The sequence below is a fragment of the Kribbella pratensis genome (assembly GCF_004365355.1).
Classification (GTDB): Bacteria; Actinomycetota; Actinomycetes; order Propionibacteriales; family Kribbellaceae; genus Kribbella.
The window spans coordinates 562,945-580,358 of the sequence record NZ_SODP01000003.1; the positions used below are offsets into that span (position 1 = coordinate 562,945).

At 67.2% G+C, this 17,414-nt stretch carries 21 protein-coding genes, 1 tRNA gene and 1 pseudogene; 7 read left to right on the forward strand and 16 right to left on the reverse strand.

What is annotated here, in order from left to right:
• Positions 1-346: 346 nt before the first annotated feature.
• The gene (locus EV653_RS30470; protein WP_134107856.1) at positions 347-820 is read right to left on the reverse strand and encodes a DUF6325 family protein; all 474 of its coding nucleotides are present in this window, start codon (positions 818-820) and stop codon (positions 347-349) included.
• A gap of 641 nt (positions 821-1,461) precedes the next feature.
• On the opposite strand from EV653_RS30470, the gene EV653_RS30475 reads away from it, so the two are divergent.
• Both EV653_RS30475 and EV653_RS30480 read left to right on the forward strand, forming a co-directional pair.
• Positions 1,462-3,801 (forward strand): arylsulfatase, encoded by a 2,340-nt coding sequence (locus tag EV653_RS30475; protein WP_305000377.1) that lies wholly within the window; start codon positions 1,462-1,464, stop codon positions 3,799-3,801.
• Positions 3,802-3,909: 108 nt separating this feature from the next.
• Positions 3,910-4,719, forward strand: a complete 810-nt coding sequence (locus tag EV653_RS30480; protein WP_134107860.1) for an alpha/beta fold hydrolase — start codon at positions 3,910-3,912, stop codon at positions 4,717-4,719.
• Positions 4,720-4,851: 132 nt separating this feature from the next.
• Here the strand turns inward: EV653_RS30480 and EV653_RS30485 are convergent.
• Together EV653_RS30485 and EV653_RS30490 are read right to left on the reverse strand one after the other, a co-directional pair.
• Positions 4,852-5,463: pseudogene (locus EV653_RS30485) on the reverse strand (helix-turn-helix transcriptional regulator); the annotation flags it as partial.
• Positions 5,464-5,536: 73 nt separating this feature from the next.
• Complete coding sequence (locus tag EV653_RS30490; protein ID WP_134107862.1) at positions 5,537-6,127, reverse strand: TetR/AcrR family transcriptional regulator; 591 nt, start codon at positions 6,125-6,127, stop codon at positions 5,537-5,539.
• Here EV653_RS30490 and EV653_RS30495 point away from each other — a divergent pair.
• Positions 6,096-7,511, forward strand: coding sequence for an MFS transporter (locus tag EV653_RS30495; RefSeq protein WP_238160542.1), 1,416 nt, complete (start codon positions 6,096-6,098; stop codon positions 7,509-7,511). The genes EV653_RS30490 and EV653_RS30495 overlap by 32 nt on opposite strands.
• Positions 7,512-7,568: 57 nt before the next feature.
• Complete coding sequence (locus EV653_RS42525) at positions 7,569-7,694, forward strand: hypothetical protein (RefSeq protein WP_255511129.1); 126 nt, start codon at positions 7,569-7,571, stop codon at positions 7,692-7,694.
• Positions 7,695-7,955: 261 nt separating this feature from the next.
• Here EV653_RS42525 and EV653_RS30500 read toward each other — a convergent pair whose 3' ends face one another.
• From EV653_RS30500 to EV653_RS30525, 6 genes are read right to left on the reverse strand one after another with little or no spacing between them, the layout of a single operon-like run.
• Complete coding sequence (locus EV653_RS30500) at positions 7,956-8,525, reverse strand: hypothetical protein (protein ID WP_134107864.1); 570 nt, start codon at positions 8,523-8,525, stop codon at positions 7,956-7,958.
• A gap of 1 nt (position 8,526) precedes the next feature.
• Positions 8,527-9,054 (reverse strand): DUF6286 domain-containing protein, encoded by a 528-nt coding sequence (locus tag EV653_RS30505; protein WP_134107866.1) that lies wholly within the window; start codon positions 9,052-9,054, stop codon positions 8,527-8,529.
• On the reverse strand, positions 9,051-9,482 hold the full coding sequence (locus EV653_RS30510; RefSeq protein ID WP_134107868.1) for an Asp23/Gls24 family envelope stress response protein: 432 nt from the start codon (positions 9,480-9,482) through the stop codon (positions 9,051-9,053). The genes EV653_RS30505 and EV653_RS30510 overlap by 4 nt, the downstream gene beginning before the upstream one ends.
• 13 nt (positions 9,483-9,495) lie before the next feature.
• Entirely contained in the window at positions 9,496-9,678 is a 183-nt protein-coding gene (locus tag EV653_RS30515; RefSeq protein ID WP_134107870.1) for a hypothetical protein, read from the reverse strand.
• Positions 9,679-9,718: 40 nt separating this feature from the next.
• Positions 9,719-10,054, reverse strand: coding sequence for an Asp23/Gls24 family envelope stress response protein (locus EV653_RS30520; RefSeq protein ID WP_202871903.1), 336 nt, complete (start codon positions 10,052-10,054; stop codon positions 9,719-9,721).
• On the reverse strand, positions 10,051-10,539 hold the full coding sequence (locus tag EV653_RS30525) for an Asp23/Gls24 family envelope stress response protein (protein WP_134107872.1): 489 nt from the start codon (positions 10,537-10,539) through the stop codon (positions 10,051-10,053). Before EV653_RS30525 ends, EV653_RS30520 begins: the two co-directional genes overlap by 4 nt.
• A 126-nt stretch (positions 10,540-10,665) precedes the next feature.
• Between EV653_RS30525 and EV653_RS30530 the strand changes: the two genes are divergently transcribed.
• From EV653_RS30530 to EV653_RS30540, 3 genes are all read left to right on the forward strand, one after another.
• Positions 10,666-11,262, forward strand: a complete 597-nt coding sequence (locus EV653_RS30530; protein ID WP_202871904.1) for an RNA polymerase sigma factor — start codon at positions 10,666-10,668, stop codon at positions 11,260-11,262.
• Positions 11,259-11,699, forward strand: a complete 441-nt coding sequence (locus tag EV653_RS30535) for a hypothetical protein (RefSeq protein WP_134107874.1) — start codon at positions 11,259-11,261, stop codon at positions 11,697-11,699. Before EV653_RS30530 ends, EV653_RS30535 begins: the two co-directional genes overlap by 4 nt.
• A 221-nt stretch (positions 11,700-11,920) precedes the next feature.
• Positions 11,921-12,322, forward strand: coding sequence for a hypothetical protein (locus tag EV653_RS30540; protein ID WP_202871905.1), 402 nt, complete (start codon positions 11,921-11,923; stop codon positions 12,320-12,322).
• Positions 12,323-12,706: 384 nt separating this feature from the next.
• Here EV653_RS30540 and EV653_RS30545 read toward each other — a convergent pair.
• The 7 genes from EV653_RS30545 to EV653_RS30575 all read right to left on the reverse strand — a co-directional run bounded on the left by EV653_RS30545 (position 12,707) and on the right by EV653_RS30575 (position 17,414).
• Positions 12,707-12,782 (reverse strand) — tRNA-Arg (locus EV653_RS30545).
• Positions 12,783-12,806: 24 nt separating this feature from the next.
• The gene (locus EV653_RS30550; protein ID WP_134107876.1) at positions 12,807-14,096 is read right to left on the reverse strand and encodes a hypothetical protein; all 1,290 of its coding nucleotides are present in this window, start codon (positions 14,094-14,096) and stop codon (positions 12,807-12,809) included.
• Between the two features lie 92 nt (positions 14,097-14,188).
• Positions 14,189-14,794 carry an META domain-containing protein gene (locus tag EV653_RS30555; RefSeq protein ID WP_134107878.1) on the reverse strand — a complete coding sequence of 202 codons (606 nt, stop codon included), beginning with the start codon at positions 14,792-14,794 and terminating at the stop codon, positions 14,189-14,191.
• Positions 14,791-15,285, reverse strand: coding sequence for a SigE family RNA polymerase sigma factor (locus EV653_RS30560; RefSeq protein ID WP_134107880.1), 495 nt, complete (start codon positions 15,283-15,285; stop codon positions 14,791-14,793). The genes EV653_RS30555 and EV653_RS30560 overlap by 4 nt, the downstream gene beginning before the upstream one ends.
• A 94-nt stretch (positions 15,286-15,379) precedes the next feature.
• Positions 15,380-15,676 carry an alpha/beta fold hydrolase gene (locus EV653_RS41385; RefSeq protein ID WP_166679624.1) on the reverse strand — a complete coding sequence of 99 codons (297 nt, stop codon included), beginning with the start codon at positions 15,674-15,676 and terminating at the stop codon, positions 15,380-15,382.
• Positions 15,643-16,680 carry an alpha/beta fold hydrolase gene (locus EV653_RS30570; RefSeq protein ID WP_134107884.1) on the reverse strand — a complete coding sequence of 346 codons (1,038 nt, stop codon included), beginning with the start codon at positions 16,678-16,680 and terminating at the stop codon, positions 15,643-15,645. The genes EV653_RS41385 and EV653_RS30570 overlap by 34 nt, the downstream gene beginning before the upstream one ends.
• 128 nt (positions 16,681-16,808) lie before the next feature.
• Complete coding sequence (locus EV653_RS30575) at positions 16,809-17,414, reverse strand: hypothetical protein (RefSeq protein ID WP_238160543.1); 606 nt, start codon at positions 17,412-17,414, stop codon at positions 16,809-16,811.

Genomic DNA, 17,414 nt, shown 5'->3' on the forward strand with positions numbered 1-17,414 from the left:
TGCCCCCCACACTGCTGCGCCCGCCACCCGTGCGCGTCCCCCACGACGGATAAGCCGCAACTACCAATCCACTAAAAGGCTGCGCGATGGCGTGAACTCTTCCGTCTCGAGCCGTCGCGAGTACCGCCGCGAGCCCACGTCCGTGACTCGCGGCTGAGATCTTCGATGGTTGCGTCAGTCGCGGCGGTCCTCACGACGGTCCTCGCGACGGTCACCCCGGTCGTCACCCCGGTCATCGCGCCGGTCGTCGCGGCGGTCGTGGCGGCGGTTGATGCCATGTGCGACGACCACGGCACCTCCCACGGCTGCTGCGGTCCTGCGCCTGCGTCGGGCTGCAAGTGGCATCTCAGCTACCTTCCTCAGTCTTCTCGGTCTCTTCTGTCTCTGCGGCGTCGGCTTCGATCGCGGCGAGCACCGCTTGGATCGGGATCCGTCCGCTTGCGGCCAGCTGGCCGCCGGCGTGCCGCACCGCCGCACCGAACGGCGCGGCCCACAGGTTCTCCCAGACGAGTACCGCGGCCGAGCTGCCGGGCTCGATGGTCTCGGCGAGATCCTCGACGTCCTGCTCACTGAGCAGCATCGCGATCCCGGTCTCGAACCCTCGCAGCTGCCCGATCTCGCTGTCGTCCAGATCGGTCGACTCGAACGCCTCGAAGCTGCCGTCGGCATCCTTCATGAGGAACAGCAGGTCGAGGATCCGGATCAGGCCCCGGTCGACGTAGTCGGCGAGGATCGGTGCGATCTCTCCGGTCAGCTTGGTGCTCGGGAATTCGACCACGATCCAGTCGACCGGCCCCAGCTCATCGACGTTGACTGTCATGCTCTACCTCCAGCGGTCAGAGTTGTTGGATGGCTTCGATCCGGAAGGTCCGGATGGCTTCGGTGAACTCGCTCGGGCGAACCCGAAGCTCGACGCCGCGGTAGGCGGTGAACGGCGAAGCATCATCCGACCGTGCTGCGCCGGGAAGTCACGCCGGAGCTTCTGCTCATCGGTGAGCGCACGCGGTTCCGGCCGGTCCGGCGCGGGAGTGCACCCGCCGTGACTGTCCGGCGACACTTTCGCGTGAGCCTCCAAGCGGTGCTGTCTGCCCTCGTCCAGAGTCAGATGGTGAACCACTGTCCGCACGATCGGCCCCTTCCGTCCTGAGCAGCGCCGCTCGTCGGACGAGCCGGAGTCCCCGCAATCCGGGTACTCCACCGACGATTCGGCAGAACCCGGGTCACCGCATCACCCCTGCGGGACGATTGGCGTCGTGAACCCCGTAGCCGAGGGCCCGCGGGGCGACCGTTGCGTGGGGCAACCTTGATCTGCGGGCCGGTGGCTGCGGCTGGGGCGATTCATCCGGTGAGGGTGATGCCTCTCGCACGCTGGAACCCGTACTTTGCGAGGGCTCGCGGTTCGCCGAGCCGGCGGGGACTGATTCGGAGGACCTCATGGCTGTTGACCGGCATGCCCGCACGATGTTACCGATCCCTGACCGGCCGAAGCCAGGTCTGACGACGTACGACGCGAAGGACCCGGACACGCGCTTTCCTCCGATCGAGCCGCTGCTGCCACCCGACGGGGCCCCGAACGTTCTGATCGTCTTGCTGGACGACATCGGGTTCGGTGCGTCGAGCACGTTCGGGGGACCGTGTCGTACGCCGACGGCGGACCGATTGGCGGCGGGCGGGCTGTCTTACAACCGGTTCCACACCACGGCGCTGTGCGCACCGACCCGAGCCGCGTTGCTGTCCGGGCGCAACCATCACTCGGTCGGGATGGGCAGCATCACCGAGACCGCGACCTCGGCCCCCGGGAACAGTTCGATGCGTCCGAACACCAAAGCGCCGTTGGCGATGACGTTGAAGCTGAACGGGTACTCCACGGCCCAGTTCGGCAAGTGTCACGAGGTCCCGGTCTGGCAGGCGTCCCCGATGGGCCCGTTCGACGCGTGGCCGTCGGTTGGTGGGGGTTTCGAGACGTTCTACGGTTTCATCGGTGGCGAGAACAATCAGTGGGATCCCGCCTTGTACGAGGGCACCACACCGGTCGAACCGCCCGCGACCCCTGAGCAGGGCTACCACCTCACCGAGGATCTGGCCGACCGGGCGGTGAACTGGGTACGGCAGCAGAAGGCGCTGATGCCGGACAAGCCGTTCTTCGTCTACTTCGCGCCCGGCGCGACCCACGCCCCACACCATGTCCCGAAGGAGTGGGCCGACCGATACGCCGGCCAGTTCGACGACGGCTGGGACGTGCAGCGCGAGCGCACCTTCGCCCGGCAAAAGGAGCTCGGTGTCATCCCGGCCGACGCCGACCTGACGTCGCGGCACGCCGAGATTCCTGCCTGGGACGACATGCCGGACGAGCTCAAGCCGGCGCTGGCCCGGCAGATGGAGGTGTACGCCGGATTCCTCGAGCACGTCGACCACCACGTCGGCCGGCTCATCGACGCCATCGAGGATCTCGGGGTCCTGGGCAACACGATTGTCTACTACATGATCGGTGACAACGGTGCGTCGGCCGAAGGCACGCTCAACGGGGCCTTCAACGAGATGGCGAACTTCAACGGGATGGCCGCGCTCGAGACGCCGGAGTTCCTGGTCAGCAAGATGGACGAATTGGGCTCGCCCAGCTCGTACAACCACTACTCGGTCGGCTGGGCCTGGGCGATGAACGCCCCGTTCCAGTGGACCAAACAGGTGGCCTCCCACTGGGGTGGCACGCGCAACGGCACAATCGTGCACTGGCCGGAGGGGATCGAAGAACGCGGTGGGCTGCGGACACAGTTCACCCACGTGATCGACGTCGCCCCGACGATCCTCGAGGCGGCCGGGCTGCCCGAGCCGACGATGGTCAACGGCGTCCAGCAGTCCCCCATCGAGGGAACGAGCATGCTGTACACCTTCAACCATTCGGACGCGCCGGAAGCCCACGACCTCCAGTACTTCGAGATGTTCGGCAACCGGGGCATCTACCACCGGGGCTGGAGCGCCGTCACCAAGCACCGCACTCCGTGGGTCATGACCGGAGGCGCACTGCCGGCGTTCGACGACGACGTCTGGGAGCTGTACGACGGTTCCAGCGACTACAGCCAGGCCCACAACCTAGCTGCAGACAAACCGGAGATGCTCGCCAAGCTGCAACGGCTCTGGCTCATCGAGGCCACGAAATACAACGTGCTACCCATCGACGATCGCGGTGCCGAACGATTCGAGCCGTCGATGGCAGGGCGACCCACGTTGATCCACGGGAAGTCCCAACAGTTCTTCCCCGGAATGGGAAGGCTCTCGGAGAGCAGCGTGCTCAGCATCAAGAACAAGTCGTTCTCTGTCACCGCGGACGTGGTCGTCCCCGATAGCGGAGCCGACGGCGTGATCATCGCCCAGGGCGGCAGATTCGGAGGATGGACCGTCTACGCCAAGCAGGGCAAGGCCAAATTCGTCTACAACGTGCTCGGCATCCAGGAGTTCGCGACCGAGGCAGACATACCGATCCCAGCGGGCAACCATCAGGTACGCATGGAGTTCGCCTACGACGGCGGCGGCCTCGCCAAGGGAGGCGACGTCACCCTGTACTACGACGGCCGAGCCGTCGGCACCGGCCGGGTCGAAGCAACCCAGCCGATGATCTTCTCAGCCGACGAGACCACCGACATCGGCTACGAATCGGGCACCACCGTCACACAGGACTACACCCCTGTCACCAGCCGGTTCACCGGCAAGATCAACTGGGTACAGATCGACCTCGGCGACGACAATCACGACCACTACATCGACCCCGAAGAACGCCTCCGAATCGCCATGGCCCGACAGTAAGCAGTGCACTGCTTGGTCGCGGCTGCCGATCAGCGGGCGAGTCCGGTCGCAGTGCGGGGGTGAGGCCGGGGCAGCGACGGATCCGGGCTGCCTGTGGGAGAATCCGCCATGGGGGCCGACGGGTGGGTTACGGAGTACGTGCGCGTCGATGGGAAGTCTGTCCACCTGAAGCGCAGCTTGGGTGGTAGCGGTGTGCCTCTGGTCCATGTTCATGGCTTCGGCATCTCTGGTGCCTACCTGATGCCCACGGCACGAGTCCTGGCCGGTCGATGGCTGAACGTCGTCCCGGACCTGCCGGGCTACGGCCGCAGCGAACGGCGTGACCATGTCCTGGACATTCGCGCTCTGGCTGGCGCCCTGCTGTCGATCCTGGATGAACTGGGCATCGACCGGGCTGTGCTGATCGGGAACTCGATGGGTTGTCCGATCGGGCTTGAGGTGGCGCATGAGGCACCCGAGCGGGTCGATCGCCTTGTCCTGGTGTCTCCTGCCGGGGGCCTGCAGAACCAGCCGCTGCCTCGCGGGCTCGGTCAGTTGGTTCTGGACGTGATGCGAGAGCGCCTCGCGATGGTCCCGGTCGCGCTGCCGGACTACCTGAGGTTCGGGCCGATCAACGGCCTGCGCCTGTTCCACCAGCTGACCCTCTTCCCGTCCCTGGAGCGATTGCTTCACAGCCCCGTTCCGACGTTGGCCGTCCTCGGCGGCCGTGACCCGCTGATGCCGTCTCCGTCCCGTGTCGGTGAGGTGGTCCGGCTGGCTTCCGGGCATCTGGCGGTCGCGCTCGTAGAACGGGCGGCGCACGCCGTGAACTTCAGTCACCCCGAGGAGTTGGCGAACCTGATCGAGGCCTGGCTGGACGGCGCGCTGCTCGCTGGAGGCGCTCAACTCCCTGCCGGGGTTCGCGTGATCTACTCCTAAGAACCTCGCCGTCAGTCGAGCTGGGGACCGTTCAAGGCGTCTCGCAGGGCGGCCCGGGAGGTGATGCCGAGCTTTGGGGAACAGCTGGTACAGGTGCGTGCTGACGGTGCGTGGGGACAGATAGAGCCGCTCTCCGATCTGCTTGTTGGTCAGCCCTTCCGCCGCCAGCTGGGCGATCTCCAGTTGCTGGGGCGTCAGTGCGTCGATCGCCGCCACCGCCGGAGCGACGCGCTCGCCGGTCGCCCGCAGCTCGAGGGTCGACCGCTCCGCCCAAGGTCGTGCACCGAGCCGCTCGAACGCGGAGAGCGCCGAGCGAAGCTGGTGCCGAGCCTCCCCGATCGCCTTGGTACGCCGGAGCCGCTCGCCGTAGGCCAGTTGCAGGCGCGCTCGATGGAACGGCCAACGATCTGTGTCCGGCAGTTCGAGAGCCAGGTCGAACGGATCCCGGAACTGGTCGCCCGAGGCGAAGGCGCGCGCACCGGCGGCGACGAAGCGCAGACGGTCGGACAGTGCAGCGACCTCCGACGCCTCGAGTTCAGCCACAAGCGAGGTCGCCTCGTCATCGCGTCCGGCACGCACGGCGGCCTCTACGAGGTCGAACACCACCCAGAGCCACTGAGGTGACCCACGCCGAACCTCGCGCGCCCTCAGGTATGCCGCCTCGTGGTCACCCCTCCCGAGGTCGGCCAGAGCATCGCGTGGGCGGCCAACTGAACGCAAGACCGACCCGAAGAGACTCGGCATCCGTCGTCCGACGTAGGAATGTCGGCAAAGACTTGCGCCGACCTCCGAGGTGACGGCTGAGTGCCGCCGGAACCTACGTCGTCAGCGCCACTTCGGCCTGACTGCTTGCGAGCAGTATCCGCACGCCGTGCCGCGCTTGCACAGCCGCATCGAGCGAGTGCTGGACTCCGGCGGTCGTCACCGCACCGGCGATCAACAAGTAGACGACGTCTGCGATTTCCGGGCTGTAGCCGGCGTCGAGTACGACTCGAGTGACCAGAGCCCGGTGTTCGAGCTCGTGGTGATCGACCTCGGCGGCGACGGCGGGGTTCGTCGGACCCAACTCACAGTAAGCGTTCGTCCACGGGCACCCGCGGAAGGACGGCTCACGAAACCAGGCGTCGAGATGGGCGAAGAGCGCGAGAACCCGGTCCTCAGGAGAATCGGCAGCTGCTACCTGAGCCTCGAGCATCGCCATCAGGCGATCGTGCCGTCGCCGCAAGAAGGCAACGATCAGCTCGTCCTTGCTCGGGAAGAGCTGATAGATGCGTCGTAGCGGCAGGCCCGCGGCGTCTCTGAGCTCACTCATATTCGCCGCCTGGATGCCGCGAGCGTAGAACACCTGCTCCACGGCATCGAGCAGCTGGTCGCGCATGGACTCCTCGGTCAAGATCGCCGTCGGCATCGGCCCTCCGTTTGGGATGAGAATGACTCTTCTCTATAGTAGTCCTCGCGATGAGAATGATCATTCTCAGTCGGCATCCGCTCTCAGACGCGTGCCTGCGGCATGCCTGACCCCTCGAACGGTAGGAGCAGGAAACACAATGAGCTCTCAGAGCCGAACAACTCCGGTGCCTCCGGGCCTCAGTACGCGCAGGCTCCGCGTGCTGACATTCATCCTCGCCGCGGCCTCGGGCGTTTCGATCGCGAACATCTTCTACTCGCAGCCGCTTCTCGACCTGATCGCGCAGACGTTCGCCGTGCCCGACAGCACTGCCTCGATCGTCGTGACCGTGACTCAGCTCGGCTACGCGGCAGGGATCCTCGTGCTGATGCCGCTCGGGGACCTGATCGAGAACCGAATCCTCGCATCACGGGTGCTCATCGTGACTGCCATCGCATCCGCGGTCGCGGCTTTTGCCACGAACCTGCCGCTGTTCCTGGTGTTCTCGGCGATTCTCGGCTTCACGTCCGTGGTCGCGCAGATTGTGATCCCGGTGGCGGCCCATCTGGCCCCCGCCGGCCAGGGCGGACGGTACGTCGGGCAGGTGATGAGCGGATTGCTTCTCGGCATCATGCTTGCGCGGAGTGTCTCGAGCTTCCTCGCCGATCTCTGGGGATGGCGCTCGGTCTATGTCCTCTCCGCCGTGCTGATGGTGATCATGGCGCTGGTGCTGGCTGCGACACTACCCAGGCGCAAGCCCGACCATGCAGGCAGTTACGGCAGTCTCGTGGTGTCCATTTGGCGCCTCGTCCGGGAGGAGCCGGCGCTGCGGCGCCGTGCGGTCCTGCAGGCGCTCATGTTCGGGACGTTCTCCGCGTTCTGGACCTCGGTGACGTACGAGTTGATCAGGGAACACCACCTGTCGCAGACCCAGATTGCGATTTTCGCGCTCATCGGCGCTGCCGGCGCTGTCGCCGCACCGATCGCCGGACGCATCGGAGATCGTGGCCTCGGCAGGCCGGCGACCGGAGTTGTCTTCGTGCTGGCAGCGGTCGCCATGGCCGTGGCCGGTCTTGGCGTGCACAACCTGGTCGTTCTCGGACTCGCGGGAGTACTGCTCGACCTTGCGGTTCAGGGCAGTCTGGTGCTCAGCCAGCAGGAGATCTACGCGCTCAGGCCAGAAGCACGTTCGCGGCTCAACACTGTCTTCATCGGCAGCGTCTTCGTCGGCGGCGCCATCGGATCGGCACTGTCCGGAGTGCTGTACGAACACGCAGGCTGGAGCGGCGTCGCTGTCCTCGGCATCGTGTTCGCGTTGATCGGCATTGGCATCTGGAGCGCGTCGCAGCTCTTGCATCGCGCGACGCGACTCAACAGCGAGAAAGTTGCCAGCAGCATCCATTGAGAGCTGCGCTGGCAAACCCCTGCTCGCTGGCTCCGCGACTCGACGGAGGAACCAGTGGTGGAGGACAAGCTGTCCAACGGTGCCGAAGCTCGGCGGCGGGCGGTCGAGCTGGTCAGGAGAGCTGAGTCCATGCCGCCGTACAACGGTCGAGCCGTCACCTGGTGCCTGAAGCAGTACGCCTGATGCGAGAAGCCTGGAGGTGACGTAGAACCAAGTACCGCGCCGTCTGCTGACCGCGCGACCAAAGCGAAGCCCCGGACGTACTGAAGTGCTCGTAACACCTCAGGCCATCCGGGACTTCGTTCGTCGCCAACCATGCGGCAGGCGCGTGCCTAAGGCAACGACCAACGCTCGGCACTTCCGTGCAATGACAGGAACTCGCCAGTGGTTGGTAGGCGGGACCGGCACGCTGAACTGCTGAGACCTTCCGTTTTGTCGGGCGGTCTAGCGCACGCGGGCTGGAGTTTGCTCATGTCGGGCGACGTGGAGCTGGACGCGGTGGTGCAGGTCGTCGCGTCCGACCATGCGGTGCAGGTCGTGGCTGGTCTGTTCGGCTGCGGCTTGGACCGTGCCGAGATCGGCGGTCGGTTCGATCGTGAGGTTCAGTTCGGCGACGAGCTGCCCCCGATCGGAGACCATGCGTCCACTGGAGCTGCGCACGCCGGCGGTCTGAGTCAGTCTTTCTCCAGCCGCCGTGGCGGCGGCCTTCGCGTCGGCGGTGAGCAGTCCGGTGTGGCCGCTGCCCGCCAACCGCAGTCGGCGGACACCGCGGCTGCGGAAGTGCCTGATCAGCCAGACCAGGCCGAGCAGCACCAGTAGCACCCCGGCAGCCCCTGTTGCCCAGGGCCACCACGCGGTCCGGGTGGCGGCGGGCAGCCAGCTGAACCGCAGGCGCTCAGGTGCGTCGGGGATGAGGTCGAACCGCCATCCGAGGCCGACGGCGCCAGCCGCGACGAGCCCGGCGCCGAGTACGAATGCGACCACCCGATCCACCGCGATCACTCCACGTCCCATCTCAGTGCTCCTCGACGACGCGCTTGCGGATCCGTGGCGGTGGCGACAAGACCGCGAGCCGTTCACCCACGGTCGTGTCCAGCTCGGTAGCGACCCGGTCGGTGTCGCCAATGGCCCGGACGGTGAGCCGCACCGTCCTCCGCCGGGACTTGGCCGAGACGGAGACGACAGAGTCCACCGACTCCGCGGATTCGGCGGCCAGGCGGGCGATGTCGCGGCGCCGGATCCAGACGCCGTCGCGCCCGACGGCAGAGTGGGTGACGCGGCGCGGTTTCAGTGCCGCGACCAAGAAGAACAGCCCTACAACCACGGCGATGATGCCGGCCGGGATCGTCCAGTCACCTGGTTGGATCGTCTCGAGTCTGCCGGCCAGCCATTCGGTCCACGATGGTCCGCGCACCGCGCCCGCGGCCTGCAGAGCGTCATGGACGCCGACGACGCCGACTGCGACGGTGGCAACCGCGGCGAGGATCCCGATCGGCGCGACGGCGGCCGTGCCGGCCGGCCGTTTGGCGGTTTCGTTGCTCATGTCACGTCCTCGTCCCCGGCACCGATCGCGGCTGGTGCCGGCGCGCCGGCCGCGACGGCCACGATGCGAACCGCGACCGAATCGACGGCCAGCCCGGTCAGCTCGGAGACTTGTTCGGCGACCTGCGAGCGGACAGCAGCGGCGGTATGGGGCAGCGGGCGCCCCCAGCGCACGGCGACCTTCACATCCAGCCGGACATGTTGACCTGCCACCTTCGCAGTCGCGTTCGGTAGGCCGCCGCCGAAGGTGGCCGGCTGCCGCTCCACCTCGTCCACCCGCCGAGCGGCAACCTCGGCGATACGTTCCACTACTCGGGAACCGATGTCCAAATGCCCCCGCAGGCCGCTGTCGGCAGTCCGGTTCGGAACACGGTCGCCGGGTGGTGCGTCCGTTGCTGCTGACGGAGCCGCCGATGCCGACGTACTCATGTCAGTGGATGTGTCAGCCACGCCTGCGGCGCGACATCAGGTCGTCGAAGGACTTCGAACCGCCGTCGGCGAGCAGGCCGACGGCGAAACCGGTCGCCCCCAGGACCAGTGCGAGCAGGAAACCGATGAACCCGCCGGCCGCGGCCGCGACGGCGACCAGCAGCCCGGCGAACAGGCCAATCACAGGGATGTTCATGAATTCTCCTTCCGGAGGTGCCCAGCGCCTGACCGGCGCATCACTGGCGCCCGGCAACGGGCGGGTCACTGCCAGGCCGGGAATCCTCTGCATGCCGCTGCACGAGGTCTTCGACCGTCACATAGACCGGTAGGCCGGCGAACGGTTCGACCGCGGATCGGACGGCATCGGCGGTGGCACGGATGGGATAGTCCCAATAAAGCGTGACGTGGACCTCGACCCGCCGGTCGGCGATCCGTACACCGGTAACCCGGCCGCCGGGGAGGTAGGTGCCGATCTCGCCGAACATCCCACCGTGCAGGTCTGCCACACCCGGCACCGACCGGGCCGCGGTGGCGATCCGCCCGGACAGCTCGGATGCGTCGGCAGGGGTCACTGGACCCGGCGCTCCGCTACGACCTCGGCCTCGCCGGTGTCGTCGTCGTCCTCCTCCTCGAGGTGGATGTCGTTGACGGCGACGTTCACCTCGGTGACCTCCAGCCCTGTCATCCGCTCGACCGCGTCAATCACGTTACGCCTGATGCCTTGGGCGAGGTCAGCGATGCTGACGCCGTACTCCACCACGATCGCGAGATCGATTGCGGCCTGGGTCTCTCCGACCTCGACCCCGACGCCCTGGGACATGTTGGTCCGCGATCCCGGGATCCGTTCCCGCAGCATCCCCACCGCGCGCGCCGTACCGCCGCCGAGATTGTGTACCCCGGTCACCTCCCGCGTCGCGATCCCAGCGATCTTCGACACCACGGTGTCCGCGATCATCGTTCTGCCCTGCTCGCTGCTCAGCGCTCCGCTGCCGCTGGCACCGACTGCCATGCCACCGGACGCCTTCACGGCCTCGGTGCCGGCCCTGGTCTCGGTCATCAGCTGGCCTTCTTCCTGTCTTTCCGATGTCGCCTCTCTACAGGTTGGACGAGGCGGCCGGTCGGAACCTCACGCAATGACTCACGAAAACTTCCTCGGTCCGTGTTCATCGGTTTGAATCGATGTGTGAACGGGGTTGCACCCATTCCCCTACGCGCTGGAGATGCCGAAGCAGAGGCCTGGGCCACCTCGAGCGACGCCACACTACGGCGCGCTGCGGCGCTGGGCGATGTCGAAGCCTTCGCCGCGATCATCGACCGGCACGGACCGTCGATGTTCCGCTACGCCCGCCGTATGCTCAACGACCAGGGTGACGCTGAGGAGGTGGTCCAGGATGCCTTCGTCGCAGCCTGGAAAGCCCTCCCGGACTTCCGCGGCGACGCTACGCTGCGGACCTGGCTGTTCACCATCACCGGCCGCAAGGCCGTCGACCTGTTCAGGAAGAAACGCGCCGTCCCGGTCGAGGAGACCGCCCTCACCGACCTGCCTGCGCCGGGCACAGACCCCGCAGGGCAGGCAGTCGAGACCGGACTGCTCGACGCACTCGGAGCGGCCTTGGCCGACCTGCCCTGGCTTCAGCGCGCCGTCTGGTTGCTCCGCGAAGTCGAACAGATGAGCTACACCGAGATCGCCATCGTGCTTAACACCAGCCCCACCGTCGTCCGCGGTCAGCTCGCCCGCGCGCGGGCCAACCTGAAGCACCGGTTGGAGGCCTGGCGATGACCGACGACGTCCTGAGCCGCGCCGGCCACGCAGCCCGCACTCACGTCGAACCAGGCTGGGTCGACATCTCGGCCACCATCAAGCAGCGACTCCGAACCATCACCCGACGGTCGCGGCCGATCCGCGCTGCAACTGACGACGGCATCACGCTCTTCGTCACCGACCACGTGTTGATCAGCGCCCTCCGCCGGGCAATCGCCGAACTGCGCTGCGAGCTGGACCGGGTCCAGCTGATTTGCGATGGCGACACCTGTACCGGCGCCGTACTCCATCTCGTGACTTCGTACGGCCAGGATCTGCACGAGGTCGCCCGCCACGTCCGAAGCACCGCCTACGGAGTTTTCACCGACCTCCTCGGCCCGATCGATCCACCCTTCGGCGCCGACGGAATCGACATCGTCATCACCGACCTCACCACCGACTCGGACCACCACTGACGGTGCAGTGGCCCGGACTCACCGCATGAGACGTTCCGCAATTGCCCCCTGCCTCCCGTCAAGGTGGCTGGGCCGGTTTCTGCGAGGGATGCTTGGCTGACACATACGTGTCGAGGCTGCGCCCGTGGGCGGATCGCCGGGTAGGAATGGTCACACGGTGGGGTCCTGACTGGCTTAGCGCCGTGCCACCATGGACGTAGTCTCGCTCAGGAGGCCACGACATGACAGCATCGAACACCGTAAGCGGCGCGACCCAGACCGCTCCCGTGGCGACGAGCCTCGCACCTGCGCTGAGTGACCTGCGAGAAGCGGCCCTGCTGTACGCCACTGCGAAGGCGTCGCGGAAGGTGGAGGACTGGGCCGACGATCTGAACGATTTTGTGGCAAGCGGAGGGCCCACCACGCAGGCGGTCGTCGGAGGGCTGAAAGCCATGCTGCGGGGAGACAACCCTGTCTGGGCTGCGATCAAGGGTGCTTGGTCGGGGGCGAGCACCGAGCTGAAACTGGCTGTGGTGTTGATCTTGATACTGACGCTATTGCTGGGTCCTGTTGTACTGCTCGTGCTTGTGCTCGGGCTCCTGGTCGCCGCGCTCGTCGCAGGCATTCGAGCCGCCACACGGTGATCAGTCCCGGATCGAAGCGCGACCAGCCTCAGCCACAATGACGGTCACGTTGCAAGGCGCGGGCAGTCCTCTCCGGACCGCCCCGATAGCCGCGGCCCGTCAGGTTTGGGTCAGCGCGAGTCAAGGGGCGAGCGTGCTCGCTCGCGAAGCGACCTGCCCTTAACGCGTGCCGCACCCCACTTCCCATGATCTGCTAGCGGGGCGATGCGGAGCCCCCGGTCCAGTGTCGGTCGGCAGAACATCTGCTCCGAGGAGTAGGAGTGACGTCGGAGGCCACTTTGACTGTCTCCCGTCGCCAGCAGTTCGCACCACGAATGGCCCCACGCGGACGTCAGCGCCGGAGCCTCACTCTCGGCACTTTGCGTCTGACCAGCGCATTTTGTGTGGTGCCCCCGGCAGGATTCGAACCTGCGACGCACGGTTTAGGAAACCGACGCTCTATCCCCTGAGCTACGGGGGCGCACGTGCGGGGACAGCTTAGCGTTCAGCCGGTCAGGGCGGTGACGCCTAGGTGACCGGTGATGGATTTGTAGCGTTCGGCGTAGAGGGTGGTGCAGCGGGAGGCGGCGCAGCCGGCGCCGGCGAAGGCTATGCCGCGGACGGTGGCGGAGCTGGTGCCGCGGCGGGTGTAGACGGGGCCGCCGGAGTCGCCGCCGATGATGGCGACCAGTCCGCCGCGGGTGGCCCGCATGACGTACGTCGTGCAGCCGTCGGAGTCGCAGTACTTCGCCGAATTCGATCGGACCGTGAGGCCGCACAGCGACGTACTGAAGCTGCCGGACTGGCAGACCACTGTGCCGACGCCGGGGTCGCCGCCGCCGGTGACGGTGCGGGTGTTGACGGTGTCGCCGGGGCCGTCGGTCCAGATCTTCGCGCCGTATGCGCTGCCGGTGACCAGTGACTGGTCGTAGTCCGGGTAGTTCGTCCGCAGGGTCGTGGTGCCGTAGTAGTTGGTGCCCGACTTCCACACCGTGCCGGCAGCACCGCAGTGGCCGGCAGTGACCGTGCCACGTTGGCCATTAGAGCGCCGTACGACGGAGAAGCCGGCGGTGCAGTTCTTCAACGCGGAGGTGATTCGCGCACCGCCCCAGTGGCCGCCCTTCGGGGTGTCGCTCAACCGGGTCGTCCGTGCGAGCGAGCTGGCAACGACCTGTACGCCGGACAGCTTGCGGAGTCCGGCCTGGGACGCGGGGGAGGTGGTCGCCTGGTCGTACTCGACGACGACGTTCTCGGTCACCGGGTCGAGGTCCGCGGCGAACGTCGTACTGCCCGCGTCCGATGACCAAGCGCGGGCGCCGACGGCGTTCCAGGCGTCGGCGATCGACTGGGACGAGCGACAACTGCGCTCCACCCGGACCATCTGCTTGCCGGCGGCCGGCAGGTTGCGGTCCATCGCGGACTGGTACTTCTTGGCGTCCAGCCGCGCGGAGTCGACGACGACCTTGTAGCCGGTCGTGGCCGAGCCGACCACGCCGATGACGCCCTGGCTGAGCCCGTACGGCAGGCCGGACGTGGGACGGCCTGTTGCGTCGAGCGGCTCGAGCGAACTGACGGCGGCGGAGATGCCGTCCCCGAGCGACTCGCCGAGCGGCCGGGCGTCGGATGCGGAGGTCGGTTGCGCCAGCCGCTTCGCGTCGGTCGAGCTCGCACTCGGTTGTGCGTGAGAACACGCCGCAGCGCCCGCGACCGCATCCGACGAGGGCACGGTGAGGGCAACTGCGAAGAGTGAGACTGAGCCGAGGGTGAGCAGCGGGACGGTAACAGAGAGTCGCACAAAGCTCCCAAGATCGGTGGACCGGCCACTAGATGGTCCGGTCAGGGACTCCGTTCCGTCAAGAGCCGATCACCGTCCGCGAGCAATTGCGACTACCGTGCGCGAGCGTAACTCGCAAGTTGACGCCCGTCGGCGTCGAAGAACTGCAGCGTGTCGCCGTCGATGGCGACCCGCTTCGCCGCCTTCAGTACGCCGGTATGCGGCACGTTGTCGCAGCCCATCAGGTGCTGCGGCCCGGACGTCGCGGAGAACGCGCCGCGCTGGCCGATGCTGTACGTACCTTGCAGTCCGTTGCAGCCGTCCGAACCCGTCCACGTCCCGTCAGCGCGGAACACCAGCACCGGATCGTCCGGCCGCGCGGCCTTCAGCGCCCTGAACCCGGCCATCTGGAGCGGTCGCCAGGTGCCGGACACCGTCTGAGCCGTCGGCGGCTGCGGCGTTGGGGTCGCCGAGACCGGCGCCTGCCCACCCGCGACCGGCGGCTGGCTGGGCCTGTCGCTCGAGCCGGCCAGTCCGAAGCCGGCGACGGCGATCGCCGCGACCGCGAGCGCGGCCGCGCCGGAGATGATCCACGTACGCCGTCGCGCCCGCTGCGCGCCGATGGTGGCTCGCTCGGTCAGGTCGGTGGACTCTGGCACCGAGGCGGCGGCGCGTTCGAAGGTACCCCGCAGGTCATCCTCGAGATCGGTGTTGCTCACGACAACCTCTCATCAACACGGTTGGTCTTCTTTGCGTCCCGTAGCGAGGCGAGCGCTCGGCTCGCGGTCGCACGCACGGAGGACGGTTTGATGCCGAGCACATCGGCGATCGTCTGGTCGTCCAGATCCTGGTAGTAGCGCAGGACCAGCACGACCCGTTCCCGGGCGGACAAGGTGGCAAGAGCTCGCCAGAGGTCGTCGGAGTTCGCTATGTCCGTGGCGTGATCGGGCACTGCGCCCTGCGGGTCGATCTCGGCCGTCGGCGCCTCGCTGTACGAGCGCCGCCGGGTCATCGACAGGAACTCGTTCACCAGGATGCGCCGGACGTAGTGGTGTGGATCGTCCGCGTTGCGCACCTTCCGCCACGAGCGGAACGCCTGCATCAGCGCGATCTGCGCAAGGTCCTCCGCCCGCTGGTAGTCGCCGGAGACGGTGAACCCGAGCCGCACCAGTTCTTGTCCACGGGCGGATACGTACTCCTCGAACTCCACTCGCCACTCCCTGGCTGGGCGTACAACTCCTCACACCTATTAGACGCATCGAGCCGCCCACGTGCTGCAACCGTTCCCGCACAGTTCGATCTCGCTAGTCGAGCAGGAATCCCCGGACCGCTTCCTGGCCGCGAGGATCGCGCTGCACGCTGTGGCCGCTGCCGGGAATGACGACCAGCTCCGCGTCGCGTGCGTGCGCCTGCTCCCATCTGGACCAGTCCAGTGGGCAGAACAGGTCGTTGCTGCCGTGCAGGATCAGCGTGCGTGGCAACAGTTCCTGTGCGGCCGGGTACGTCGACACGCGGCCGGCCGGCCAGCGCAGGCAGCCCTGGATCATGAGCTGGTTGCGCGCGGTCGCTACGTCGTACGGGTACAGCCGCTTCGGGTCCAACCGTCGTACGGCGTCGTGGAGAGCTGTCTCGCGCTTGGGTTGCCCGACCATGGAAAACGGAGGTCCGAGCACAGGGTGGCCATGTGCAGGCCGGCGGAGAGGGTGCCGTACGCGAGACCTTTGCTCGTGGTTTGTTGGAAGAGCTCCTTCAGACCGGTGTCGTCGCCATTGCGTGCGGCGTGCAGGGTGGCCGGGATCCCTTTGAGCGTTGGATTTACCGAGTTGAGACTGGCGACCGACAACGACTCCATCAGGTCGGTCCCGCTGACACCGTGCTGCACCAGCCAGGCCAGGTCTGCCACCGGGTCCGTCGTACATCTTGGATCTTGACGGCACGCGGCCTTGAGCACTGGTCCGGTCGCAGCCATCAGATCGACGCCCATCGGGTCGAAACCCTTGTGCGGTACGACGGAGTCCAGCACGAGCGACTGCACATGGTCCGGGTACTTCAAGCCGTACTGCGCCGCGGTGAAGCTCCCGTACGACGTACCGTCGAGCGTCAGCCTGTCTACCTTGAGGGATTGGCGCAGCTGCTCGATGTCGTCGACGGTGTCGGGCGTGCCGTAGTACCCGAGACCTGTGCCGATCCGCTGCGCGCATTCGTCGACGGCGGTCGGAGGCGCTGTCAGGAAGTCCGAGCCGCCCACAGTCTCTTGTAGTGCAGGGCAATTGATGCCGTTCGGACCTGTGCCACGTTGGTCGAGCATGACGAGGCGGTACTCGCGCAGTACGTCGGGATGCACGTTGCGCTTGAGGCTGGGCAGGAGCGGTACGCCGGGCTGGCCGGGGCCGCCGGTGAGGAGGAGCAGAACGCCGCGTGGTGCGTCAACGTTGTCGGCCGCGATGACCGCGAGATCAAGCGACTGGCCGTGTGGTTGTTGACGGTCGAGCGGGACGTGCAGCGTCGTACACGTAAAGCCTGCGGTACAGGGCTTGTCGTCCGCTGGAGCCGAGCAGGCACTGCAGGCGAGGACCAGCGCGCACAGCAGCCGGATCGTTCGCATGCATCAGCGTGCGGCAACGCGCCGACCGCCGCAACCTGCCTCGCGGGTCGACCTCTGGAGGGACCCGCAAGGCAGGCGCGGGTAACCCCGCTTCGGACGGCTTCGGGGTGCGCGTCCGGCGCGGGGGGTCAGCGGAGGCCGAGCGACTTGACCAGCTCGGCGGTCACCTGGCGCGGCGCCGGCAGGGTGCCCGGCTTGCCCTGACCCTCCAGGGAGGTCGGCACCAGGCGGCGGCAGCCGAAGGCTTCGGCCGTGATCGACAGCACGCCGCGGTCGTTGTCGGTGAACCGCATGACGTAGGTCGGGCCGAGTTCCTTGGTGCAGATCGCCGGCTTCTTGGCGACGGGTTTCGCCGCGTTCACCAGGGCGAACAGGTCGGTCGCCTGCTTGCCGGTGCGCTTCGTCGTCACGGTCGCGTAGTCCTGCCCGGATGCCGCGGCGTCGTACTGGCAGATCGTCACGCTGACCGGGTTGAACGTGGAGGTGACGGCACCCTGGCCCCAGACCACCTTGTCGGTGGCAGTGCGGACGGCCGCGATGGTGTCCGGGCAGTCGGTGCTGGGTGTGCCGCTGGGGGTGGGTGACGGCGTGGGGGTGCCGGGGGTGGTCGGCGTGTCTGTGGGCTGGGCGGCGGGCGGAGAGGTGGCGTTCTCGTTACCGCAGGCGGCGGTGACACCAAGAACAGCCACGACGAGCGTCGCACCGATCAGGCCCCGTGTCCGTAATGCACTCAC